We start from the raw sequence: 24,471 nt of genomic DNA on the forward strand, positions 1-24,471 counted from the left end.
CCGTTGGGTTAACGATGTCCAAACCACAGGGAGTCCGCCGATGCGCATGAGGGTAAACGGCAAGGTTGCGGTGCTCACCGGCGCCGCCAGCGGAATCGGCGCCGCTCTTGCCCTGGCGCTGGCGGCGCGCGGCGCCGATCTTGCGCTGATCGACCGCGATGCCGAAGGTCTCGCGCGTATCGCGGAACGCGCACGGCTGTTCGGCGCCAGCGTATCCACCCATGTTGCCGATCTGGCCGACGCCGCCGCCATCGCGGCATTGCCGGACGCGATTGCCGCCAGCCACGCGGCACCCGCCCTGCTGATCAACAATGCCGGTGTCGCGCTGGTCGGCTCGTTCGAACAGATGGACGAGGCAGAATTCGCCTGGCTGATGGACATCAATTTCTGGGCGGCGGTGCGGCTGACGCGCGCCATGCTGCCGGTCCTGCGCAAGGGGGACGCCGGCCCCCGGCGGATCGTGTTTCTCTCATCGGTGTTCGGCCTCGTCGGGCCGCCCTGGCAGGCGGCCTATGCCGCCTCGAAATTCGCCATCCGCGGCTTTGGCGAATCGCTGCGCCATGAACTGGCCGATACCAGGATCGGCGTCACGATCGTGCATCCTGGCGGCATCCGTACCAACATCGCCCGCGCCGCCCGGCTCGCCGCGCGGATCGATCCGGCCGTCGCCGCCGCCGGTGTCAAGGCGTTCGAGATCTCGCTCAAGACACCACCCGAGACCGCCGCGCGTGTCATTCTCGATGGGGTGGAACGGGGCGCGCCGCGCGTGCTGATCGGCGCGGATGCCTACACGATCGACACGCTGAGCCGCCTGATGCCCGTGCGCGCCTGGAGCGTGATCCAGCGCCGGCTTGCCAGGCCGCAAGATCTGGTAACCGCCAAACCGTGATACCGTCACGCCGTTGACCTCAAGGAGTCGCTATGGCCAGTCTTGCCGCCCATCTGCTCAATCCGGTCCTGCGCTATCAGGTCAAGCGCAAGCTCTCCGGCACCGCCGATCCTGAAACCGTCCGCCGCGCCTTCAAATCGCCGATGCCGGTGCCGCGCGGCGTGCTCTACACCGAGGCATTGGTTGGCGGTGTGCCGGGCGAGTGGGTCGAACCGGCCGTGGGGGCCCGCCCGGCGATGACGGTGCTTTACCTGCACGGCGGCGCCTATCTGGTCTGTTCGGCCGAGACCCATCGCCCGATCACCGGCGCGCTCGCGCGGCGTGGCGTTCGCGTGTTCGCCGCTAATTATCGGCTCGCCCCCGAACACCGCTACCCCGCCGCGGTCGATGACGGTCTGGCCGCCTATCGCGGCCTGCTCGAGCAGGGGGTGATGCCGCAACGCCTCGCGATCGCGGGGGATTCCGCCGGCGGCGGCCTGGCGCTCGCCGTGCTGCTCGCAGCCAAGGAAGCGGGCCTGCCGATGCCGGCGCGCGCCGTCCTATTCTCGCCCTGGACCGATCTGGCCGGCACCGGCGCCAGCGCGATCGAGAACGAGGGGCGCGATCCGATGATCATCGGCAGCAAAATCGCCGAGGGGGCGAAACTGTACCTCGGCGAGGCCGATCCCCGCACGCCGCACGCCTCGCCGCTGTATGGCGACCTTGCCGGCTTGCCGCCGCTGATGATCCACGTCGGCGCCAACGAGGTCCTGCGCGACGACAGCGTGCGGCTGGACGAAAAGGCGCGCGCCGCGGGCGTGGTGAGCCTGCTGCGCATCTGGCCGGTGGTGGCGCATGTCTGGCCGATGTTCCATAGTTTCGTCCCGGAAGGCCGACAGACGCTCGACGACAGCGCCGCCTTCATCCGCGGTGCGGCGCGCTAGCGCTCAAGCCGCGCGGCGGCGGTCGGGGTCAGGCGAAGGCCGCGCGCCGCCGGCGGATTTCGTTCAGAATGAAATAGCTCAGCGCGAGGGCAGGGGCCGCCGCGCCGACCAGGGCGACCAGCGGCCAGCCGCCGTGGATCAGCAGGGCACTCGCCACCGCCGAGCCCGTCGCGCCGCCGACGAAGAACGCCGCCATGTAGGCACCGTTCAATCGCGCCCGCAGCTCCGGCGCCAGCGCATAGATCGCGCGCTGGCCGAGCACGTTGTTTGCCTGCACGCCGAAATCGAGCGCGACGCCCGCCAGCGCCAGCAGCACCACGCTATGCAGCGCCGCCGCCAACGCCGAAACCCCGAATGAGACCAGCACGAGAGCGAGCGAGACCGCGCTGCTCACCCTGCCATGGCCCGCGTCGGCCAGCCGCCCGGCCAGCGGCGCTGAAATCGCGCCGGCGGCACCGACCAGCGCGAACACCGCGATGCCGAATTGCGTGTAGTGGAACTGCTCGGTCAGATAGATCGGCACCGCCGTCCAATACAGGCTGAACACGCCGAACGCCGCGCATTGATAGGCCGCACGCCGCCGCAGCGTCGGCTCGGTCGCGTACAGTTTGAACATGCTCAGAATGAGCGAAAAATAGCCCGCTTCGGCCTTGGGGGCTACGCGCGGCAAGTGCCGGCGCAGCACCAGAAACAGCGCGGCCATGCCCAGCGCCGAGAGGCCGAACACCGCGCGCCAGCCCACCGCATAAGCGATCAGGCTCGCCACCGGCCGCGCCAGCAGAATGCCGAACACCAGGCCGCCCATCACGTTGCCCACCACCCGGCCGCGCGTGGCATCCGGCGTCAGGGTCGCGATCATCGGCACCAATATCTGCACCGCACTCGAACACAGGCCGATCAGCAGGGCGGCGGCCAGAAAAACCGGCCAGGCCCACGCGGCGGTGGCGAGCGTGAGGGCGATGACCGACCCGCCGATCAACCGGGTGCTGAGCGCGCGGTTCTCGACCAGATCGCCCAGCGGCACCAACAGCAGTAACCCGCACGCATAGCCGAGCTGGGTGAAGGTCACCAATAGGCTCGCGATCGATTTGGGCAGATGCAGCGCGGGCGCGATCAGCCCGACCAGGGGCTGAGCATAATATAAATTGGCCACCACCGCACCGGCCGCGACGGCATACAGGGTGATCAGGCCGGTGGATGGTGCGGTCGCGTCGGCCGATGCGTTCGTGGCGTGGGGCATGCCACCCGATATGCAAGTTGTTCAGCCGCGCGCAACCGGCACGCCGGCAAGGCTCACATGCGGGTGGGTCAGAAAATGTTGAGAATCCGCCCGATGAGACCTTTGGATGGTGTGGCACTCTGCTGCGGCGTGGCGCCCGACGTCACCGGTGCGCCGAGCGCCGCATTTTCCTGCAGGCGACGCTGCTCGGCGGAGGCGTTGACCACCTGGTTGCCCTGCGTGCCGCCGCCGAGTGACATCAGCGAGGACACGAAACCCGGGCTGCGGCTTTCAAGCTCGGCCTGGTGATTGACGATCGTGCGTATCCCGGCCGGCGGCGGCGGACCGGCCTCCTGCAACAGGGCCTGCTGGCCGGGGCCCATGCTGGTATCGCCGTTGGCGAGCGCGGTCTGGGGCGAGAGCACGTCCTCGGCCTGCTGCGAGGCGGAGACCTGCTGCGGCCGGGGTGCGCCAGGCTGCGGCGTGGGCAGCGCGAGATCCGGCGGCATCGACAGCGGTGCCTCGGTCGCGACATCGTAGGCATCGGGCGGGGTGACCTCGAGCCCGAAGGTTTTCGAGGCATCGCTGCACCCGGCGAGCGCCAGTGTCGCGATGGCGGAGATGGCGGCAAGGGTCAACGGCGCGGCCGATTTGCGTGTGCGGATCATGACGCCTCCTTATCGCCGCGCGCCCGTGCGGGCAAGGGAGCGGCGGGGTCACGGCGGCGCATCGAGTCGAGAATCAACGTCCCGACACCGCAGACGATCGCGGCATCCGCCACGTTGAATACATACCAGTGATACGCGCCGATATGCGCATCGATGAAATCGACCACCGCGCCGTACTGCACCCGCGAAATAATATTGCCGATCGCGCCGCCGATGATCGCACCCACCGCCAGCGTCGTCGTCAGATGGTCCGCCCGCCACAGCCAGACCGCCAGCGCGATGACCGCGACCGCGGCCACCATGATGAGCAGCAGCGTGGCGTTATCGCCCGCCAGAATGCCGAATGTGACGCCGTGGTTCCATACCATCGCGAAATTCAGCACCGGCAGGATCCGCACGATGCCGCGCTGCGGCAGGTCGAGCCCGTACAGCACCCAGTATTTCGACGCCTGGTCGGCCAGCAGGACGACCAGCGCCATCAGCACACCGGCAAGGCGACGGTTCATCCGGCATACTCGCAGCAGCGGCGGCACAGGCTCGGGTGAGCCTGATCCTCGCCCACTTCCGGCAAGACCTGCCAGCAGCGCGCGCATTTGGTGCCCGGCGCGATCGTCACCTTCGGCGGCGCGCGCAATGGTGCAGCCGCACCCGCGCCAGCTTCATCGGTTGCGATCATGGTTTCAGCCGCCGAGGTGATCAGCAACTCCGCCCAATCGGCGCTATGCAACGCAGGCGGCGCATCGACCGCGAGGGTGAGGCTGATGCAGGCCTGCAACGAGGACGCGATGTCGCCGCTACGCCGCGCCTCTTCCAACTGTGTGTTCGCGAGCTTGCGCACCGCGCGGATTTCCGCCCAGCCGACTTCGAGCGCGTCGTCGCGCCACGCCGCCGGCACCGGCGGAAACTGCGCCAGATGCACGCACTCATCCTCACCGAATCGTGCCCGCCATGCCTCATCGGCGGTGAACGGCAGCACCGGCGCGAGCCAGGTGGTCAGGCAGCGGTGCAGAATATCCAGCACGGTCCGGCAGGCGCGCCTCGTTTCGCTCTGGGCAAGCTGCCGACCGTCGGCATCGAGCTTCACGTCGCAATAGAGCGCGTCCTTGCGGATGTCGAAATAAAACGCCGACAGATCGTTGTTGCAGAACTGATGGATCGCCGGATACACGCCGGTCCAGTCATGCGTCTCGACCGCGCGGCGCAGCATCGCATCGAGCTCGGCCAGCTTGTGGAGCATGTATTTCTCGAGCTCGGGCATCGCCGCGCGATCGAGTATTTCCGCGTCGGAAAAACCCTCCAGCCCGCCCAGGATCCAGCGCAGCGTGTTGCGGATGCGGCGATACAGATCGGCCTGCTGCTTGAGGATTTCCTTGCCGATCCGCAGATCGTTGTGCACGTCCGAATTCATCACCCACAGGCGCAGAATGTCCGCACCGTACAGGTCGATCACCTCCTGCGGCGCGGTCACGTTGCCGAGCGATTTCGACATTTTCCGGCCCTGCTCGTCGAGCACGAAACCATCCGTGACGATCGCCTTGAACGGCGCCACGCCGCGCGTGCCGACCGCTTCGAGCAGCGAGGCCTGAAACCAGCCGCGATGCTGATCCGACCCTTCGAGGTATAAATCGGCCGGCCAGGGCATGCCGCGCGCTTCGAGCACGAAGGCATGGGTCGAGCCACTCTCGAACCAGACATCGACGATGTCGAACACCTGTTCGTAATCATCGGGGTTATAGGCGTTGCCAAGGAAATCGGCGGCGGGCCGGGCGTACCAGGCGTCCGCCCCCTCGGCCTCGAACAGGGCGCGGGTGCGGGCGAACACCGCAGGATCGTTCAGGACCGTCTTGTCCGATTTGCGCATGAACAGCGCGATCGGCACGCCCCAGGCGCGTTGGCGCGAGATGCACCAGTCCGGCCGGGATTCCACCATCGAGCGGATGCGGTTGCGCCCGGCATCCGGCACGAACCGCGTGGCATCGAGTGCGGCCAGCGCTTTGTCGCGGATCTGCTCTGTGCCATCCATCCGGATGAACCAGTTGGGCCGTGCGAGGTAGATCAGCGGTGCTTTCGAGCGCCAGGAATGCGGGTAGGAGTGGAGGAATTCCGCGCGTTTGAGCAGCGCGCCGGCCTCTTCCAGGGCGCGGCAGACATTGTCGGCCACTTTGTAGACATGCTGGCCGGCAAACAGCGGCACATCGGCGGCATAGGTGCCGTCGTCATTGACGGTCTCCGGCACCTCGATGCCGTGTTCGCGGCAGAGAAAGAAATCGTCCTCCCCATGCGCGGGCGCCATGTGGACGAAGCCGGTACCGGCTTCGGTGGTGACGAAATCACCCAACAGCATCGGCACGTCGAACTCATAGCCTTGTCCACGCAACGGATGGGCGCAGACCACGTCCACCAGAGCGGCGCCGGTCACGACGCGGCGCTGCGTATGACCGACAATGCCGGTTTCGGCTGTGAATTTATCGAGCAGATCGAGCGCGACGAACAATGTGTCGCCAATGCGCGCGTGGCTGGTTTCGCTCACCGCATCGACATCGATCAGCGCATACTCGAAATCTGCACCGGCGGCGATCGCGCGGTTACCCGGAATGGTCCATGGTGTGGTGGTCCAGATCACGATGGCGCTGCCGGCGAATTCACCGGCGATGATCGGAAACCGCACCCAGATCGCCGTATCCGTCCGATCCTGATACTCGACCTCCGCCTCCGCCAGCGCGGTCTTTTCGACCGGGCTCCACATCACCGGCCGCAGGCCGCGATAGAGCGCGCCGTTCGCCGCGAATTTATGGATCTCGGCGGCGATCGCGGCTTCGGATGGAAAATCCATCGTCGCGTAGCGTTGCGCCCAATTGCCTTCGATGCCGAGGCGTCTGAACTCGGCGGCCTGGATGTCGAGCCATTTGGCGGCGTAGGCGCGGCATTCGGCGCGGAAGTCGAGTACCGGCACTTCGTCCTTGTTTTTGCCGGCTTTGCGGTATTGTTGTTCGACCATCCATTCGATCGGCAGGCCGTGGCAATCCCACCCCGGCACGTAATCGGCATCGAACCCGGCCATCTGGCGGGCGCGGTTGATCACATCCTTGTGGATTTTGTTCAGCGCGTGGCCGATGTGCAGATTGCCGTTGGCGTAGGGCGGGCCATCGTGCAGAATGAAGGGGGTGCGGCCGGCGGCATCGGCCCGCAGGCGGGCGAACAGATCCATCGCCTCCCAGCGGGCGAGGGCTTCGGGTTCGCGTTTGGGCAGGTCGCCGCGCATCGGGAATGCGGTGCGGGGCAGAAACACGGTGGCGCGGTAATCGCGCTCGGCGGGGACGCTATCGTTCATGGCAAGCTCCGGAGGAGAGGAAACAGGTGTGTAACCCGGCCCTTAGCTCAGGGCCGGCCCGATAATTCGTCCGCTCATGCGCCGGATGCTGCACCCATTCATGGTCAATATATGCAAGCCCCAAGCCACCCCGGTCAAGCCACAGAGCCGCGGCGCCCACAGGACAAAAAGTTTTTTGCTTCTTTTTTTCAAAAAAGCAGCCTTACTTTTGCCTGCCGCCCCATCTGCCAGCGTAGATGCGTAAACACATGAGACCCACATGAGCACCACGACCAAGCGCCGCCCCTCTGTCTTCGCAATCCCCTGGCGCACGCCGGCCGGGCGGTTTTCCTGGCTGAAGCTGATCACGCTGCTGCTCTGCATCGCGCCGACGCCGTTCATTCTCTGGCAGTGGCGCACTGATAATCTAGGCAGCCGGCCGGTGCATCACGCCATGCTGGAAACCGGGTTCTGGGCGATCCGTTTCTTGATCCTGTGCCTCGCGGTCACCCCGGCGCGCGCGCTGTTCGACTGGCCGCGCGTAGTGATGCTGCGGCGCATGCTCGGGCTCGCGGCGGCGTTCTACACGATCGCCCACATCGGGCTCTACGCGTGGGACGAGGGGTTCGCGCTCGGCTTCGTGGTCAGCCAGATGCTGACGGTATTCTACCTCATTCTCGGCACGATCGCGACGGTCGGGTTCATCGCCCTGTCGATCACCTCGACCGATGCGGCGATGGCGCGGATGGGGAAGAAATGGAAAGCGCTGCACCGGCTGATCTATCCGGTCGCGATCCTGTCGCTCTGGCATTTTTTCCTGACCCAGAAGGTCGAGGTCGGGGTGGCGATGGTGCCGGCCGGGCTGTTCGTGTGGCTGATGCTGTGGCGCGCCAGCGCGCCGGGGTTTCGCCGCTCGGTGCCGGGCATCGCGATCCTGGCGGTGGCGAGCGTGCTGATCACCGCGCTGGGCGAGGCGCTATGGTACAAGCTCAATTCGGGGATCAACCCATGGCTCGTGCTCGACGCCAATTTCAGCACGGCGCGGATCAGCGCGGCGGCATTCGTGGCGATCGATCTCGCGATTCTGATGGGTTTGGTGATCGCGCGGCGGGTGCAGAAACGCGCCTCGGCATCACCCTGATGATGGGCGAATCGGGCCGGCCTGCTATGCCGGGGCATGGCCCGATCCCCTGAGCAGTCACGCGTCATGGCCGCGATGCCGGCAGCCGTGGCTGGCGGCGTGGCCGGTCTCGCATTCGCCGGTGCGCTCGGCATGGCGGCGGTCGCGCTGTTCGGCGTTCCGCCGATGCAGGCGGTGCTGCCCTGGCTGGGTGACCCCGGGTTCGATGTGGCGGGTTTCACGGTCGATCCGCTGCGGGCCGGCCTGCTAGCACCCCTGCTGCTCGCCGCCGCCGCCACCATCACGGCGGCCGGACGGCCCACGCCGGGTTTGTACGCGCTCATAGCAGCCAGTGTGCTCGCGGTATTGGCGCTCGATCCGGCCGGTTCGCTGTTCTGGGGACTGATCGCGCTGTTGCTCGCATCATGGGGCCGCCAGGGCGGCGCGTTCGCACTCGCCGCGGTCCCATCGGTCCTGCTCACGGTGGCGCTGGATGCCCCCGCGCTCGACCCCGTATTCGCGTTGGCTGGCGGCGCCGCTCTGCTCGGTGGTGGCGCATGGGCGGCGCGCGCGAACACGCTGGCCGGCTTCGCCCGCGCCACGGCGCTGGGGCTCACCGGATTGGCGCTCCTGGCACTCGGCCTTGGCGCCGCACCGGCGGCGGTGGCGGCGATGATCGCGAACGCGCTGATCACCCCTGTGCTCGGCATCGCCGCCGCGACGCTCACCGAGGCGACCGGCACCAGCGCGCTCGACTGGCTGGGCGGCATTGCGCGCGGAATGCCGCGCTTTGCCTTGCTGACGGGTGGCGGCCTCGCCTTCGCCGCCATGTTGCCGCCCGGACCGGGCTTCGTCGCCTTCAGCGCGGCGTGGCGCGCCGCGATCGGTGCCGGTGCCTGGACCGCCATCATTACGCTGGCGCTGTGGTTCGCCTTGATGGGATTTGCCGTGCTGCGTGCGTTCGCCGCCATCGCCCTCGGCCGGCCACGCAGCCTGCGCGCCGCGGCGGCCGAGGATGCGGCGCGGCCGGTGCTGGTCGCGCTCACGGCAATGCTGCTCGGTGGCGTGATCGTGGCGCTGGCCGATCCGGCGCGGCTGGGGGTTGCCCTCGCCATCGCCGCCCTGGCGCTCGCCGCACGGCGGTTTCTGCTGCGGGCCGGTCCGGTCGACGTACCAGCGTATGACGATGGTTTCGCCCGCCCGCCGGCGTGGCTGCCGTTCGGCGATCCGGCGACCCAGATCACCGCGACCGGGTTTGCCGGCGGGCTCCGCCTACCGCCCCGCGCGCAACCCGCCTGGCACTGGATCTGCCGTGCCCTGCACTGGCTCGCCGCGCCGTTCCGGCCATGATGCTGCTGAGCCGCCTGGTCGCCACCTTGATCGATGTTGCCACGCTGCTCGGCATGGCCGCGGGACTCGGTCTGCTCACCCCGGTCCTGCGGGCGGTGCACGATGGCGTGGCGCCGCCCCCGTGGCGGCAGGCCTGGGATGATCTGGTCAAACTCAGCCGTAAACGCCGGCTGCGGCCGGGATTCGCCTCGCCGCTCTATGCCGCCTGGCCGGTCATCGCGGTGAGCGCGAGCGGTGCCGCCTTGCTGGTGGTGCCCGGTTTTTCCTTCGGTCTGATCACGGCCCCGCTCGCGACCGTGCCGCTGCTGGCCGGACTGCTTGCCCTGGCACTCGGCGCGCGCCTGGCCGCGTGGCTCGAATCGGGGGAGGGCGGGCGTGGCGCGGTGGCGGCGGAGGCGGCGCTGCGCGTGGCGATCGGCCTGCTGGTCTGGCTGCTCGTGCTCGGCGCGTTGGCGGTGCGGGCGGGCAGCGACCGACTCGATGCGATTGGCGGCCTGCTCGCGGCGACACCCGCCAATGCGGCGCTGGTTCTGCTGGCCGGCATCGCGCTCGCCCTGACATCGGGGTGCCTCGAATGCGGCGACCCGGCCGATTACGCGGGGCCGGAGCGCGCGCTGTTTCGGATCGAGGCGATGCTGCGCCGCATCGTGTTGCTGTCGATCGTGCTCGCGGTGATCGCGCCCTTGCCGATGGCGGATTCCGGTCTCGCCGCCACCTGGCCGGTCGGGCTGGCCGCCTGGATCGTCAAGGCCGGTGTGCTGGGCCTCGTGCTGATCTGGCTCGCACCGCGCCGCTTCGCGATCCGGCTCGGCGTCGCGGCGGCGATCGGCTGCCTCGCGGTGATGCTCGCGCAGACGGTTGCGGTGGCCACGCTGTTGATCTGGGGCGGTGGCGTGCTGGTTCTGGCTGGTCTGATCGGGCTGCTCCGGCGCGGCGCGGTACAGGAGACGGCAGGGTGCGTGCAACTCGGCGTCGCATCGATCGGCTTTGGTCTGGGCGCAACCGACGGCGCGCTGCTGATCCTGGCGACCATCGCGCTCGCGCGCCTCGCCGGCGGCACGTTCGCATCCACCGGCCTGATCGCGCTGCTCCCCTTGCCGCCGTTCGGCGCCTTCACCGGCGATGCCGCCGTGCTGCGCGGCGCTTTCCGCCTCGATGTCTGGCTGGGCGGGGCGGTGCTGGCGGCGGTCGTGCTGACCGCGGCGATCGCACTGGCCCGCCAGCCGCCGGCGCGGTTCGTCATGCCGCCGGCGCGCCGCGCGCTGCCCGCTGCCCTGCTGTTGCTCGCCGCCGCCGCGCTGGGGCTGCTGCCCTGGCTGATCGCGCTGCCCGCATGAACGCCGCACTTGATGCCGCGATCGCGTCTGCCGCGCCGCCGGGTGCGATCGTGATGCTGGATGCCGCCACTTGGCGCAGCCTCGCGGCCGGCGATCCCGGGTTGGGGTTTCGCGGTCTGTTCGTTTCGGGCGGGCGCGTGCATGCGCTGTTCACCAATGGATCGGCACCGCTGCTGCTGGCGACCGACCTGATCGCCAACGCCTATCCTTCGATCGCTGCGGGATTTCCGCAGGCCGCGTGGTTCGAACGGCTCGCGTTCGATCAGACCGGTGCCGTGGCTGAAGGTGCCACCGATCACCGCCCGGCGATCGCGCAAGGCGCCGCCGGCACCGATTCCGCCTGGCCGCGCTTCATCGAAACCGCGGGTGAGGGCGGGTATCAGATCGGCGCGGGCCCGGTTGCCGGGCGGATCGCAAGCCCGGTGCACCGACGTTTCAGTTTGGGGCGTTTTAGCATGGACGGCACGCGGATCCTCCGCCTGGAGCACCGCCTCGGCTACGCCCATCGCGGCATCGGGGGGCTGATGCGTGGCAAGTCGCCCCGAGTGGCCGCACGCTTCGCCGCCCGCATCGCCGGCGATGCGACGGTGGCGCACGCGGTGGCGTTCGCCCGCGCGGCGGAGGCGGCGAGCGATGCCGCGGCCCCGCCGCGGGCGGTGGCGCTGCGGACCATCATGATCGCGATCGAGCGGATGACCGCCGATCTGGCCGCGCTGGCGGCGGCGGTGGCGGCGGCCGGCGATGCGCGGTTCGCGACGTTGCTCGGTCAGGCACGGGAACAGTGCGCCGTGGCGCTGGGCGACGCGTTCGGCCATCGGCTGATGATGGATATCGTCGTGCCCGGCGGTCTCGCGCTCGATCTGCGTGGCGATGGTGTTGCCGCCCTGCTCGCTGCGGTGGACCGTGCCGTGTTGGTGGTGCGGGCGTTCGCCTGGGGGCGGGTGCGGCGCGACCTGGGGCCGGCCGCCGCGATCGCGCAGGCGCGGGCACGCGCGATCCGTGCGCTCGCTGCATCGGTGCGTGCCGACCTCGCGGCGGTGCCTGAGGGCATCATCGCCGCGGCGCTGCCCGCCGGCACCGGCACGGCGCTGGGTGAGGCCGAAAGCGCGCGCGGCATGGTGTATCACTGGATCGACCTGCTCGACGGGCAGATCCGCGATTGTATCGCGATCGACCCTTCGGCACGGCTGCTGCCGGTGCTCGAAGGCGCCGTGGTCGGGCTCGATCCCAGGGCGGCGGCCGTGCTGATCGCGTGTTATGGCTTGTCAGTGGGGGCGATCGATGGATGAAGCGGCAGTGAGTTCACTGGCGGCACGCCTCGCGGATGCCGGCATCACAAGGCTGGGCCGCAGCCTTGCGGTGCGCCATGTCGATGCCGGCAGTTGCGGCGGGTGCGAAATTTCGCTGGCGGGTGCCGCGGCGCTGCGGGCCGGGCTGATCCGCTACGGCATCACGCTGGTCGATGATCCACGCGCGGCGGATGTGCTGCTGATCACTGGCGTCGTCACCACCACGATGTCCGATGCGGTGACCCGCACACTGGCTGCGATGGCGCCGCCGCGCTTCGTGGTCGCGGTGGGGGATTGCGCGGTCGATGGCGGCGTCTTCAAGGGCGCGCCGACCGTGCTGGGCGGTGCGGAACGGATCGTGCCGGTCGATTTGCTGATCGCCGGTTGCCCGCCTTCGCCGGGCCGCATCATCGCCGGTCTCGTGGCTTTGCTCGAGGCCAATGCCGCGCCGGTTGCCGGTTCGCGCCGCTCATCGCGGATCGAGCCGCATGCCTGATTTCAGCTATGAGCGGCGCTGCGGCGGGATCGTGGCAGGGGTGGACGAGGTCGGCCGCGGACCGCTGGCCGGCCCGGTGCTGGCGGCCGCGGCAATCCTGCCGCTCGATATCGACGCGACGATCATGCGGCTGATCGATGATTCCAAACGATTATCGGCCGCGCGGCGGGCCGTGGCGCTGGCCGCGCTGATCGACTGCGGCGCCGTGATCGCGCTGGGCGCCGCCTCCGTTGCCGAGATTGCGCGGCTGAATATTCTGCAGGCGAGCCTACTCGCGATGCGCCGGGCGGTTGCCCGCCTGACGGTGCGGCCCGACCACGTGCTGGTCGATGGCAACATGGTACCGTCACTGCCGATGAATTGTTCGGCGCTGGTCGGTGGTGATGGTATTTCACTCTCGATCGCCGCGGCTTCGATCGCGGCAAAACTCGCGCGCGATCAGCTGATGGTGCGGCTCGATCGGCGCTATCCGGGTTATGGCTGGGCGCAAAACGCCGGCTATGGCACGCAGGTCCATCGTGCCGCCATCGTGTCACGCGGTATCACGGCACATCACCGTTGCGGGTTCGGCCCGCTGCTGCGTGATATCGCAAGGCCGGTTTAGGCGTATTTCTGCTCGGGATGCCGCAGGTGCCAAAGCCGTTCATGCGCGGCCACCAGGCTCTCGATGCTCTTACGCCGGTTCGCATCGCTGTTAGGGCTGCGGCGCGTCAGCATGTGCTCGAGAATGACCAGCAACTGCTCGGCGATTTCGTAATCGTCCTGATCGCATGCATGATGAAACGCGATCAATATTTTATCGGACAGGCGCCGGCTATACCGTGACTGGGTTTTATCAGCCTTCACGACATCGTCGGCAAACTGGTCGATGGTATCCTCATCTGTCACTGCGGGCATTCCGATCAAAAGATGAACTGGAAGTCATCTTACCGGTTTTCTAACATTTGGCTATGCTCAAACACGTCTATTGCCAACAAAAAACGTCATACAAACGATTAGTGTTGTACGCAAAACGCAGTTCTCGCCGGTTTCTTATTTTTGAAATTGTTGGTTGGCGATATAGAGCCACACTCTCTCATTTTTGACAAGTCCTCATTCGCGCTGTGCGAATAATCCCGTGCGCGGGGTCGAACCGCGCACGCGACCATTTGCAACGGGACCGGATTCGGCTTTGGTAATGATCAATCAGACCGCAACGATCAGCGGTGGTTCAGGCGAGGTGAACACGAAATCCGAAAAGGCTTCCTCCCATGAACCCGTGGTAGACGCCTTGCTGTATTCGGTCGCACGGTTCTCGAAGAAATTGGCATGCTCCACCGCGTTCAGCATTTCATCGAGCCAGGGAAGCGGGTTTTTCTCGACATGGAACAACGGGTCGAGGCCAAGCTGCTGCAAGCGACGATCGGCGATGAAACGGATATAGCGCTTCACCTCGGCCGCATTGATACCCTCGATCGCGCCGAATTCGAACGCGAGATCGATGAACGCATCCTCGTGATCGACAATGGTGGCGCAGGTCAGATAGAGCTCGCGGCGTAGCTCCTCGGTCCAGATTTCGGGGTTTTCCGAGATGAAGGTGCGGAACAGCCGGATGATCGACAGGCAATGCAGGCTTTCGTCGCGCACCGACCAGGAAATGATCTGGCCCATGCCCTTCATTTTGTTGAATCGCGGGAAATTCAGCAGGATCGCGAATGAGGCGAACAACTGCAAGCCTTCGGTAAAGGCGCCGAACGCCGCGAGGGTCTTGGCGATTTCATGTTTGTTATCCACCCGGAAGCCGTGCATGTAGTCATATTTGTCCTTCATTTCCTTGTATTTCATGAAGGCGGAATATTCGAGCTCTGGCATGCCCACGGTATCGAGCAGATGCGAGTAGGCGGCGATATGCACCGTCTCTATGTTAGAGAAGGCCGAGAGCATCATCAGCACTTCGGTCGGTTTGAAGACCTGGCTGTAGTGCTTCATGTAGCAATTATTCACCTCGACATCCGCCTGGGTGAAGAAGCGGAAAATCTGGGTGAGCAGGTTGCGTTCGGCGGCCGTCAGGTTCTTGTGCCAATCCTTGACGTCATCGGCCAGAGGCACCTCCTCCGGCAGCCAATGCACGCGCTGCTGGGTCAGCCACGCCTCGTAGGCCCATGGATAGCGGAACGGCTTGTAGACCGGGTTCTCGGTCAGCAGGTCGAACTTGGTCGGCAGGACAATCGGGGTCGGCGGCGGCGTGATGATGGCGGACATGCGGTGATCCTTTGAGGCAAAGCGAGGTCAAGGCGGAGCAAGTACCTCCGCTTCATCGTGCGGCGCACGGCTGAGCGGATGGACGGTCCCGGACCGCGCTGGTTTTGATGATCGACTCTATGCCTGTCTTATGAACCGGTACGGGCGGTTGGGCAATCGCATTTTTCGGCCCGAATCCGATTTCGCCACTACATCTGCGCGCAACGCGGGGCGAGGCCACTATATGTTGACGCGTATGCCGCCTCGAGCCGCGATCCGATTGACAGCCCCGCCAAGCCCGTCGAGACTCGCGGGTGAAACAAGATGGACGGATGCACGATGACCGATGAACCGCAGAAACACGCCGAAACCCTGATCCGGACGTTGCGGGACAAGAACCACCCCGAACACGCGGCGCGTTTCGCCGATGTGCTGTCCGGCAATCTGGTGGGCGCGGCGCTGCTCTCGGCCCTGCGCGAGTTGAGCGATACGCTGATGGCCGGGGTCGAGGCGCTCGATCCTTCAGCCGTGGTCGCGCTGGAAGATTTCCGCCTGTCGGTGGACCGCCATCTAACCTCGGGCCGCGCCGATGAGCCACCGGCCAATCGCTGATCAGGATTTATGGCTCGCGGTGGCTCCTTGGTCGTTCCCGGCCTGACGCTGCTGCTGCTCTGCCCGATCGACGGTTTTGACCAGATCGGCATAACTGATTGAGCCGATGATGCGCTGGTGGCCGATGTACCAGCTCGGCACATATTTCAAGCCAAGCCCATGGCCGCGCGCCAGATTGGCCGCGAGGCGGGCGGCCACGGCCGGACCGTTCATCGCTGCCTGCAGGCTCGGCCAGTCGATCCCGGCGGTTCTGGCATCCGCCTTGAGGATCGCCATGGTGGGCTTGCGCTTCTGACGCATCAGAATATGACGCAGCGCCCGATATTTGTGTTGCAGCGCCGCTGCGAACAGCGCCCTGGTGCCGAGCACGCTGGGTTTGCCGAGAATCGGGTAGTCGACCGGCACATAGCGGAAATCATGATCCGACTGCATCAGCCGGTTGAACCGCAGGTTCATCCGCCGGCAGGGCGGACAGCGGATATCGTAGAAATCCGTGATCGTGACGGCGGCGTTGGGGTTGCCGAACACCGGATCGCCTGTGCGGATCAGGCTGGCCGCGGTGAACGGGGTGTGGATGACCGGCGGATTGGCATCGCTCGCCGGTTTCGGTTTTGGTCGATGCAGCATGACCACCAGAACGGCAGCAACGGCGACGGCGCCCACGGCGAACAGTGCGGATTTAATCCGGCTTGTCATACTCCTCCGTTACCTGGTTCGGCAAAACGGTCAAGCAGAATCACGCCGCACGCGTCAAAAGCTCGGCCTGGCAACTCGACTGCCCATACATATCCCGAACCTCCTTACATTTCACGTTGCTAGCGACTCAATCACAAGCCAGTCAGATGCCTCTGGAACCTTCTTTGGTTCGATCGTTCACACAAATTTCTTTGATGGCTACGCTCAAATTATCGCGAATGTTATGACGTCTCTTTCCCCTCCCTGTTTGCGGCACAGTCGTCGATTTCCTCTCCCCATGTCTTGATCACACCGCGGGCGGCGGTGTGATCTGGCGGGCGCGGAGGCGGCGGATGCGGCGAGCGTCAGCGTCGAGAACCAGAAATTCCAGGCCTGAGGGGTGGCGGAGAATTTCGCCGCGGGTAGGGACGCGGCCGGCGAGGGTGAAGACCAGGCCGCCCACGGTGTCGAGGTCGGTTTCGCGTTCTTCCTCGGTCAGGATGTCGCCGTAGCGAGCGATGAAATCTTCGATGGGGAGGCGGGCGTTGAGGTCGATGCTGCCGTCTTCGCGTTCGGTGATCATCGGGCCTTCGATTTCGTCGTGTTCGTCATCGATGTCGCCGACGATGGTTTCGACCAGATCCTCAATGGTGACGAGGCCGTCGACGCCGCCGTATTCGTCGATCACCAGGGCGAGGTGGATGCGGCGTTGGCGCATCTGCAGCAGGAGGTCGAGCACCGGGATTTGCGGGGCGACCATCAGCGGCTTGCGCAGGATGGCGCGCAGGTTGAAGGCTTCGGGTTTACCCGTGTAGCCAAGTACGTCCTTGACGTGGACCATGCCGAGGATGTCATCGAGATGCTCGCCGAATACGGGCATGCGGGAGTGGCCTTCGCGGCGCATCTGGTCGATCGCCTGATCGAGCGTGACGTCGGCACGCATGGCGATGATGTCGGCGCGCGGGATCATGACGTCGTCGGCGGAGAAGCCGCGCAGGCGCAGCACATTGGCGATCAGGGCGCGTTCCTGACGGTCGAGCCCGGTGCCGCCGCCGTCTTCGGCGTCGATTTCGGCGTTGGCTTCTTCCATGAGTTCGCCGATCTGCTGGCGCAGATCGGGCTGGTCGCGGATTTTGTGGAGGAGTTTGGTGAACCAGCTACCACTCATGACTGGTGCTTCCACGGATTCGGAACCCGGAGTTTGGCGAGCAGGCGGGATTCCAGCCGTTCCATGCGGCGGGCTTCGCCGGCGGTATGGTGGTCTTCGCCGGCGAGGTGCAGCGCGCCGTGGATGACCAGATGGGCGAGGTGGTGGGCGGGGCGGCGGTTTGCGGCGGCCGCTTCGCGCAGGACGACGCCGAGGGCGAGAATGATTTCCGGCGGTGTTTCGTAGGTCAGGACGTTGGTGGGTTTGTTGCGGCCCCGGTCGCGCGTGTTGAGGCGTTTGACGGTGGCATCGTCCGCGAGGACGACCGTCGGGTGACGGCCGGCGATGGTGAGGGCGCGGGCGATCAGGCGCTCGGGTGCTTTGACGTGGCGGTGCCAGCCCGGGTTGGCGATGATGATCTCCCCCCGCGCCGGTGGACCGGCGAGGGGGCGCTTACTGTAAGGTTCGGAAGGCTCCATCAGCGACCGCGTTCGCGCTCCTGCTGGGCGGTCATGCGCTGGCCGTAGGCTTCGACGATGCGGGCGACCAGGGGGTGACGCACGACATCGCCCACGCCGAAGCGGGCGATGCCGATGCCGGGGACACCTTCGAGTGTGTCCAGCGCATCGGCGAGGCCGGAGCGTGCGCCGGTGGGCAGGTCGATCTGCGAGAGGTCGCCGGTGATGACCATGCGGGTGCCTTCGCCCATGCGGGTGAGGAACATTTTCATCTGCACGGGGGTGGTGTTCTGGGCTTCATCGAGGATGACGAAGGCGTGGGCGAGGGTCCGGCCGCGCATGAAGGCAAGGGGAGCGATTTCGATTTCGCCGGCGGCCATGCGGCGGGTCATGAGGTCGCCGGGCAGGAGGTCTTGCAGCGCATCGTACAGCGGGCGGAGGTAGGGGTCGACCTTTTCCTTCATGTCGCCGGGCAGGAAGCCGAGGCGTTCGCCGGCCTCGACGGCGGGGCGGGAAAGCACGATGCGGTCGACGCGCCCGGAGATCAGCATGGCGACGGCCTGTGCGACGGCGAGATAGGTCTTGCCGGTGCCGGCCGGGCCGATGGCGAAGACCATTTCATGCTTGGCGAGCAGTTCGATATAGCCGGTCTGGCCCGGGCTGCGCGGACCGACCGCACCCTTGCGGGTGCGGATGGCCGGCAGGTCGGACAGCGGCAAGCGGGGATCACTGGCGGGGTCGACCAGGCGGGCGGCGGCATCGACCTCGGCGGCGTCGATCGCCTCGCCGCGGATGAGACGCTGGTAGAGCGAGGAGAGCGCGATTTCGGCGGCTTCAACCTTGCTGGCTTCGCCCGAAATCGAAACGCGGTTGCCGCGGCAGGCGACGCGGACGCCGAGTCGCTGCTCGATACGGGCGAGGTTGCGGTCGTGGTCGCCTACAAGAACGGACAACAACCCATTGTTGTTGAAGGTTAAAGTGCGGGATAGCGAAGCCTGGGGCGCAAGGATCTGGCTCAAGCTGCGATTTGCTCCTGATTAAGTGTAGCCATGAGGGAGTTGGGGTTGGCGGATGTGATTGTCACGGGATGGATGCTGCCTTGGGCGAGATTGGCGTGTTCGACCACGACGGGTTGCAGATAGGGCGAGCGGCCGGCGATCTGGCCGGGGTGACGGCCGGGGCCGGTGAACAGGACATCGAATTGTTTGCCGACCTGGGCCCGGTTGAATGCGTGCTGCTGGTTGCGCAGCACGTCCTGCAATTCCATCAGGCGGGCGTGGGCGAGCGGGGCGGGAACCTGGTTGGGCGCGTCGGCCGCCGGGGTGCCGGGCCGACGGGAATAGGTGAAGCTGTAGGCGAGTGCGAACTCAATCTCGCGCACGAGTTCCATGGTGGCCGCGAAATCGGCATCGGTCTCGCCGGGGAAGCCGATGATGAAATCGGACGAGAAGGCGATATCGGGGCGCGCGGTGCGGAGTTTGTCGACGATGCGGCGGAAATCGTCGGCGGTATGGCGGCGGTTCATCGCGGCGAGAATGGCATCGGCGCCGGATTGCACGGGCAGATGCAGGAAGGGCATGAGCTTGGGGTTGGTGCGATGGGCCTCGATCAGATCGTCGCTCATGTCGCGCGGGTGGGAGGTGGTGTAGCGCAGGCGGGCGAGGTCGGGCAGGTCGGCCAGTGTTGCGAGCAGGCGGGAGAGCGGCCAGATTTTGCCATCCAGGCCTTCGCCGTGCCAGGCGTTGACGTTCTGGCCGAGCAGGGCGATTTCGCGGGCGCCCCCCGCAACCAGGCGCCGGGCTTCGGCGACTATGGCAGCGGCGGGGCGGCTGGCTTCCGCACCGCGGGTGTAGGGGACGACGCAGAAGGTGCAGAATTTGTCGCAACCTTCCTGGATCGCGAGGTTGGCGATCGCACCCTGGCTCGACTGGGCTTCCGGCAGGAAGTCGAATTTCTGCGCGGCGGGGAAATCGGTATCGATCACCGCCGCGTGTTTCGCTTCGACCGCGGCGATCAGTTCGGGGAGTTTGTGGTAGGCCTGCGAGCCGACCACGAGATCGACATAGGGGGCGCGGCGAAGGATTTCAGCACCTTCCGCCTGGGCAACGCAGCCGGCGACGGCGATCATCATCCGGCCGTTGCGGGCGTCTTTCACCGCGCGGAGGCGGCCGAGAGCGGAGAACAGCTTGTCGGCGGCGCGTTCGCGGATGTGGCAGGTGTTGAAGATCACCAGGTCGGCATCGTCGGTCGTGACTTCGCGGTATCCCAGCGGGCGCAACAGATCGGCCATCCGAAGACTATCGTAGGCGTTCATCTGGCAGCCCCAGGTGACGATATGGAGCGTGCGCAAATTCTGGTCGGTCGCGGCGGTCGGGGTGGTTTCGGTCATTCCTGATCATCCGGGCGTGTCATCCGCCCGTGGATGTGCCGAGTAACCGGTGCGGTCAAGCGCGCGGAGATGATACCAGTCCCGTTTTCATATCATTTATATCGCAGATATTGCCTAGAGTCTGTCAAGCGGTTTCCTGCGACAGGATCATGACACAAGGCGGCACCACGGCGGAGGGAGCGCCGCTGGCCTGGCTGCCTCTGTGCCTCACGACAACACTCCGCGTTTTTCGGCGGCGCGGCCGTACAGGAAGGTCCATAGCATCAGCAGGCCGATGGTTGCGTATCCGACGATTGGCCCGATGATCAGGAATCGTCCGACCGGCAGCGAGAAAACCAGCACGCTGCGCACCGCCGTTTCCGCGATGAAGCCGATGCCCCACACCAGGGTCATCACGCCCATCATGCGGCGGAAGGCGGGATCGTCCTTATAGGTCTCGAATTCGGCGCTGTCTTCGGCCGATTGCCGTTTCAGGCTGGCGCTTGCCAGCACGTACATCAGGGGCCGGCCGATGATGGCCGAGCCCACGAACACGATGCCGATCAACCCGGTGATCAGCGATTCCCGCATCAGCAGCAATTTCGGCGATCCGCCGAGCGCGAAGCCGAGCAGTGAAAGCCCGATGCCGCCCAGCACCATCACCGAAATTGCGTCCACCCGCCGCTTGCGTGCGAACTCCACCAGGCTCCACGCCATCGGCGGCGCGGCCGAGGCCATGATGGCGTGGATCTCGCCGACATGGGGTTTCGCCACCCGATACACGATCCAGGGCAGCAGGAAGTTGAAGACGAGTTCCAGCCCCAGCATCACGCGTTTGCGGGTGATCAGCGGCGATTTCGGTTCGGTCGTCATGAGAGCGTATCGGCACCTTCCAATATCTGCGCGGTGGAACGGGAGATTTCATCCGCCCCGATCGGCTCCGCCCGTCCGCCCAGATGCGCTGCGAGAAACTGCTCGGTAATCGCGTTGAACGCAATATTATTCTCCGGCCGCGCAAACCCGTGTCCTTCGTCGGGGAAGAGCACGTAGCTTACCGCGATCCCTTTTGCCTTCAGTGCCGCGACCATCTGGTCGGATTCCGCCTGTTTTACCCGCGGGTCGTTGGCACCCTGGCCGATCAGCAGCGGCCGGGCCAACCGGTCCGCGAAATGTACCGGCGAGCGTTCGCGCAGCAACGCCAAGCCATCCGCGGTGTCGGGGTTGCCGATCGATTTATGGAAAATCGCCCTGCCCGCTTCCCAATAGGGCGGGATCGTCGCCAGCAGGGTTTCCAGATTCGACGGGCCCACGATGTCGACACCGCAGGCGTATCGGGTTGGGTTGCGGGTCATCGCCGCCAGCGTCGCGTAGCCGCCATATGATCCGCCCATGATCGCGATGCGCGACGCATCGGCGATCCCGGCGCCGATCGCCCAATCAACCGCATCGAGCAGATCGTCATCCATCGCGCCGCCCCATTCATTGTTGCCCGCGTTCAGAAATGCCTTGCCGAACCCGGTCGAGGCTCGAAAATTCACCGAAAGCACCGCGTAACCGCGGTTCGCCAGCCATTGATGATAGGAATCGTAGCCGAACGTATCGCGCGACCACGGGCCGCCATGCACGAGCAGCACCATGGGTAACGCCTGCGCTGGCCGCCCCGGTGTTGCCTCGTCGCTGCCCTTCGGCAGGGTCAGGTAACATACCAGGTTCAACCCATCGCGCGCCTCGATCACCACCGGATGCATCGCCGCCAGCGGTGCCGTCGCCAGATCCGGCCGCGAATCATATAGTTTTTCGAGCGTTTTCAATTTCCGATCATATAAATAAGCCGCGCCCGGTGCGGTATCCGCATCGGCGCCGACCACCCACAACCGGTCATCGCTGGTGCGCGACTGCACGCCCCAGTCGCCAATCTTTGCCCCGTCCAGAAAATCCAGGTCCGCCTGCACCGCCGCATCGAACGCCACATAGCGATTGCGCTCGTAATTCACGCTGTACGCCAGTGGCACCTTCGAGTGCAGATCGACCAGCACCCCGCCGATATCCGCCCGTTCATCCGCAGCAATCATGCGCGCCGCACCGGTTGCGAAATCGAGCCGATACAAGGCCGCGGTATCGCGCCCCGCGCTCGATCGCATCAGCGTGCTGCCGTCGGGCGCGAAATCGTCCTCGATGCCCGATGTCATCGCATCTTCCGGTGCGAACCGCATGAATTCGGCCCATCCCGCCGCCGCGTCTGGCCGCAGCACGAGCTGGCTGCCATCCGGCTGGATCGCGACTGCATAACGCACGGTGAAATCATCATCGATCCCGAAGCCGGCAAAGCCCGGATTTTCCACCAGCATCGTGGCCGCACCGGTCGCGATATCGACCCGGTAGAGATCCGGAAACTGCGGATTGCGCGCGTTGTGGCTGATGACCACCGTGCCGGGATGACGGTGCGAAACCTTACTGAGAGACGCCCGCACGCCCTCGAACGGCGTCAAATCCCGCGCCGCACCGGTTTTGATATCGATGGCGTGGATGTGATAATTCTCATCCCCGTCGGTATCGCGCCCGACCAGCACATGGCGCGAATCCTTTGCCCATTCATAAAACGGCACACCGCGCTTTGTTTCCTGCGTCAACGGCGTTGCCTGATCGAGCGCCCCGCGCGGCGCGATGAACACATTCATCACCCCATCCAACGGTGCGAGAAACGTGATATGCGCCCCATCCGGACTGATCGCGGCACCCTTCCGGCTTGGGTTGCCGAACAGTGCGGCGCGCGAAATCAGCGGCGTCGTCGTGAAAGCGTTCATGGATATCCCCCATCGAGAGCAATGCCCGCCAAGATGCCTTCAAACGCGGTGAACGCAAGCGGGCAGGGGGCTTGGGCGCGGTAAAACCCGCCGTCAAAGGCGCATCTCACGAAAACGAGATAGCGCCGGCCTTCAACCCAGACAGAAGCGCCGCAGCAGCAGGCCGGGGATGTACCAGACATCGATCGCCGCCATCACCACCGCCGGCAGCGCGCTGAGCGGTGCGGCGATGGCGCCGATCCGCCCGCCGAGGCGGGGAATTATCAGCATCAGGAACGGCAGGAACAGCAGATAATAGCGGCCCTGTGGACCGTAGATCATCGCGCTGCCCACTTTGTCCCAACTCAGATAGACCGCGATTTCGACGGCCAGCACGCTGAGGGAAACCAGCGCCAGGATCAGTGCCGCATCGCCCCAGGACCAGCGCAACCCCGCCATCCGCGGCGAGGCCAGCACGCCGAGCGCGGCACACAGAATGGCGATCTCCCAGCCGAGATAGGCGGGGGGTGCCAGGCCGATGGTCAGCCACCCCAGCATGCCGATGCCCGATTTCAACAGAAAGCCGAAATTGGCCAGCAGAAATCCGACCGGCAGGGTCAGCAGCCGGGCGGGGTCGGCCAGAAACACCCGCGCCGCCGCCGCCGGATCGGTCGTGCTGAACATCGCGCCGGCCGGCCCCGGCCAGAGCGGGCCGGGATGATACGGGCCGAGCAGATACGGCATCAGGGAGATCCGCGTCATGATCGCGACCCAGATCAGCGGCGGGATTGCCCATAGCGCCGTCAGCGCCAGGCGCAGCCAGCGGTGCGGCAGCGCGAGCGGCGCCAGCACGGCGAACAGCAACAGCCCATAAGGCGGCTTGGAGAGAATGATCAGCGTCATCACCGGCAGAAACCACCAGCGCCACCGCCGATGCCGCACCGGATCGAGCGTGAGCAACGCACCGGCCAGCGCGCTCAGCGCGATCAACATGCCATCCTGGTTGAACGACGCACCCAGGCTCAGCGCCTCGGGGAACGACAATGTGGCGAACAGCACGGCGCGGCCGAACCGCGCGATCGCGATGGCGAGCGTGCCGACCAGCACATAGGCGAGCAGCATGCCCACCCGCCCGGTGAACAGCGCGGGCAACGGGCGCTCCCCGAGCGCGCGACCGGCCGCGATGCCGAGCGTGCCGGGCAGATACAGTGCTGGAAAATATTGCGTCGTGTTGAAATCGATATCGATGATCTTCGCCTTGGTCCAGGGCTGGCGCGCGGTACTGGCAATCGAGGCCGGCGCTGTGCAGGTGGCGTTCATCTCGCCGATCGAGGCATTCAACAATCCGAAATTGATCCGCGTCGCGGGAACGATCACCGCCGCCTTGCCGACCGGCTTGAACGGCACCCGCCGCCCGAGCCACTGGCCGTGCAACAACGCGCCCGCCCGCGCGATATGGGCCGGCTCATCGGCCACCTGGCCAATCGGCGTGAGCAACGCGAGGCGCAGGCCGGTGGCGAGGCTGAGGGCGAGAAAGATCAGGGGCAGCAAGCGCAAACTACCGAACCAGCCAGCGGGCAGGCTCACATTCATCGGGACTCACCCGA

At 66.1% G+C, this 24,471-nt stretch carries 23 protein-coding genes; 9 read left to right on the forward strand and 14 right to left on the reverse strand.

All coding sequences use genetic code 11. From position 1 onward, the window contains the following. The first annotated feature begins 40 nt into the window (after nt 1-40). Together AruPA_RS04545 and AruPA_RS04550 are read left to right on the forward strand one after the other, a co-directional pair. Complete coding sequence (locus AruPA_RS04545) at nt 41-889, forward strand: SDR family oxidoreductase (protein WP_265635448.1); 849 nt, start codon at nt 41-43, stop codon at nt 887-889. Between the two features lie 32 nt (nt 890-921). Then, the gene (locus tag AruPA_RS04550) at nt 922-1,812 is read left to right on the forward strand and encodes an alpha/beta hydrolase (RefSeq protein WP_265635450.1); all 891 of its coding nucleotides are present in this window, start codon (nt 922-924) and stop codon (nt 1,810-1,812) included. 28 nt (nt 1,813-1,840) lie between these two features. Here the strand turns inward: AruPA_RS04550 and AruPA_RS04555 are convergent, their stop codons facing one another. The 4 genes from AruPA_RS04555 to ileS form a co-directional block, all read right to left on the reverse strand. Next, nucleotides 1,841-3,052 carry an MFS transporter gene (locus AruPA_RS04555; RefSeq protein ID WP_265635452.1) on the reverse strand — a complete coding sequence of 404 codons (1,212 nt, stop codon included), beginning with the start codon at nt 3,050-3,052 and terminating at the stop codon, nt 1,841-1,843. Nucleotides 3,053-3,120: 68 nt separating this feature from the next. Next, entirely contained in the window at nt 3,121-3,699 is a 579-nt protein-coding gene (locus AruPA_RS04560) for a DUF3035 domain-containing protein (protein ID WP_265635454.1), read from the reverse strand. Beyond that, nucleotides 3,696-4,205 (reverse strand): signal peptidase II, encoded by a 510-nt coding sequence (lspA, locus tag AruPA_RS04565; RefSeq protein ID WP_265635456.1) that lies wholly within the window; start codon nt 4,203-4,205, stop codon nt 3,696-3,698. The genes AruPA_RS04560 and lspA overlap by 4 nt, the downstream gene beginning before the upstream one ends. Continuing rightward, nucleotides 4,202-7,030 carry an isoleucine--tRNA ligase gene (gene ileS / locus AruPA_RS04570; protein WP_265635458.1) on the reverse strand — a complete coding sequence of 943 codons (2,829 nt, stop codon included), beginning with the start codon at nt 7,028-7,030 and terminating at the stop codon, nt 4,202-4,204. The genes lspA and ileS overlap by 4 nt, the downstream gene beginning before the upstream one ends. A 259-nt stretch (nt 7,031-7,289) precedes the next feature. Here ileS and AruPA_RS04575 point away from each other — a divergent pair, with 259 nt between their 5' ends. Genes AruPA_RS04575 through AruPA_RS04600 form a run of 6 tightly spaced genes read left to right on the forward strand, consistent with a single transcriptional unit; the run spans nt 7,290 to nt 13,205 of the window. Then, entirely contained in the window at nt 7,290-8,150 is an 861-nt protein-coding gene (locus tag AruPA_RS04575; RefSeq protein WP_265635460.1) for a sulfite oxidase heme-binding subunit YedZ, read from the forward strand. 36 nt (nt 8,151-8,186) lie between these two features. Further along, nucleotides 8,187-9,479, forward strand: a complete 1,293-nt coding sequence (locus tag AruPA_RS04580; protein WP_265635462.1) for a hypothetical protein — start codon at nt 8,187-8,189, stop codon at nt 9,477-9,479. Next, nucleotides 9,476-10,816 carry a hypothetical protein gene (locus tag AruPA_RS04585; RefSeq protein WP_265635463.1) on the forward strand — a complete coding sequence of 447 codons (1,341 nt, stop codon included), beginning with the start codon at nt 9,476-9,478 and terminating at the stop codon, nt 10,814-10,816. The genes AruPA_RS04580 and AruPA_RS04585 overlap by 4 nt, the downstream gene beginning before the upstream one ends. Then, nucleotides 10,813-12,105, forward strand: a complete 1,293-nt coding sequence (locus tag AruPA_RS04590; protein ID WP_265635464.1) for a nickel-dependent hydrogenase large subunit — start codon at nt 10,813-10,815, stop codon at nt 12,103-12,105. The genes AruPA_RS04585 and AruPA_RS04590 overlap by 4 nt, the downstream gene beginning before the upstream one ends. Continuing rightward, the gene (locus AruPA_RS04595; RefSeq protein WP_265635466.1) at nt 12,098-12,601 is read left to right on the forward strand and encodes an NADH-quinone oxidoreductase subunit B family protein; all 504 of its coding nucleotides are present in this window, start codon (nt 12,098-12,100) and stop codon (nt 12,599-12,601) included. The genes AruPA_RS04590 and AruPA_RS04595 overlap by 8 nt, the downstream gene beginning before the upstream one ends. Then, nucleotides 12,594-13,205 carry a ribonuclease HII gene (locus AruPA_RS04600; protein ID WP_265635467.1) on the forward strand — a complete coding sequence of 204 codons (612 nt, stop codon included), beginning with the start codon at nt 12,594-12,596 and terminating at the stop codon, nt 13,203-13,205. The genes AruPA_RS04595 and AruPA_RS04600 overlap by 8 nt, the downstream gene beginning before the upstream one ends. Here the strand turns inward: AruPA_RS04600 and AruPA_RS04605 are convergent. Then, entirely contained in the window at nt 13,202-13,498 is a 297-nt protein-coding gene (locus tag AruPA_RS04605; RefSeq protein ID WP_029312818.1) for a hypothetical protein, read from the reverse strand. The genes AruPA_RS04600 and AruPA_RS04605 overlap by 4 nt on opposite strands. Before the next feature lie 288 nt (nt 13,499-13,786). Further along, the gene (locus AruPA_RS04610) at nt 13,787-14,842 is read right to left on the reverse strand and encodes a ribonucleotide-diphosphate reductase subunit beta (protein ID WP_265635470.1); all 1,056 of its coding nucleotides are present in this window, start codon (nt 14,840-14,842) and stop codon (nt 13,787-13,789) included. A gap of 318 nt (nt 14,843-15,160) precedes the next feature. On the opposite strand from AruPA_RS04610, the gene AruPA_RS04615 reads away from it, so the two are divergent. Next, nucleotides 15,161-15,433: a hypothetical protein gene (locus AruPA_RS04615; RefSeq protein ID WP_265635472.1), complete on the forward strand. Its 273-nt coding sequence runs from the start codon at nt 15,161-15,163 to the stop codon at nt 15,431-15,433. Here AruPA_RS04615 and AruPA_RS04620 read toward each other — a convergent pair whose 3' ends face one another. From AruPA_RS04620 to AruPA_RS04655, 8 genes are all read right to left on the reverse strand, one after another. After that, nucleotides 15,434-16,129: a thioredoxin domain-containing protein gene (locus AruPA_RS04620; protein WP_265635474.1), complete on the reverse strand. Its 696-nt coding sequence runs from the start codon at nt 16,127-16,129 to the stop codon at nt 15,434-15,436. Nucleotides 16,130-16,415: 286 nt separating this feature from the next. Then, nucleotides 16,416-17,276, reverse strand: a complete 861-nt coding sequence (locus AruPA_RS04625; RefSeq protein WP_265635475.1) for a hemolysin family protein — start codon at nt 17,274-17,276, stop codon at nt 16,416-16,418. Then, entirely contained in the window at nt 17,273-17,734 is a 462-nt protein-coding gene (gene ybeY / locus AruPA_RS04630) for an rRNA maturation RNase YbeY (RefSeq protein WP_265635476.1), read from the reverse strand. Before ybeY ends, AruPA_RS04625 begins: the two co-directional genes overlap by 4 nt. After that, nucleotides 17,734-18,732: a PhoH family protein gene (locus AruPA_RS04635; RefSeq protein ID WP_265635477.1), complete on the reverse strand. Its 999-nt coding sequence runs from the start codon at nt 18,730-18,732 to the stop codon at nt 17,734-17,736. Before AruPA_RS04635 ends, ybeY begins: the two co-directional genes overlap by 1 nt. Continuing rightward, entirely contained in the window at nt 18,729-20,102 is a 1,374-nt protein-coding gene (gene miaB, locus AruPA_RS04640) for a tRNA (N6-isopentenyl adenosine(37)-C2)-methylthiotransferase MiaB (RefSeq protein ID WP_265635478.1), read from the reverse strand. The genes AruPA_RS04635 and miaB overlap by 4 nt, the downstream gene beginning before the upstream one ends. Nucleotides 20,103-20,309: 207 nt before the next feature. Further along, on the reverse strand, nt 20,310-20,954 hold the full coding sequence (locus AruPA_RS04645; protein WP_265635479.1) for a VC0807 family protein: 645 nt from the start codon (nt 20,952-20,954) through the stop codon (nt 20,310-20,312). Next, entirely contained in the window at nt 20,951-22,885 is a 1,935-nt protein-coding gene (locus AruPA_RS04650) for a S9 family peptidase (RefSeq protein WP_265635480.1), read from the reverse strand. The genes AruPA_RS04645 and AruPA_RS04650 overlap by 4 nt, the downstream gene beginning before the upstream one ends. Nucleotides 22,886-23,017: 132 nt before the next feature. Further along, the gene (locus tag AruPA_RS04655) at nt 23,018-24,457 is read right to left on the reverse strand and encodes a DUF2142 domain-containing protein (protein ID WP_265635481.1); all 1,440 of its coding nucleotides are present in this window, start codon (nt 24,455-24,457) and stop codon (nt 23,018-23,020) included. Nucleotides 24,458-24,471 lie beyond the last annotated feature (14 nt).

This window comes from Acidiphilium sp. PA (assembly GCF_026191915.1).
Lineage (GTDB): Bacteria > Pseudomonadota > Alphaproteobacteria > Acetobacterales > Acetobacteraceae > Acidiphilium.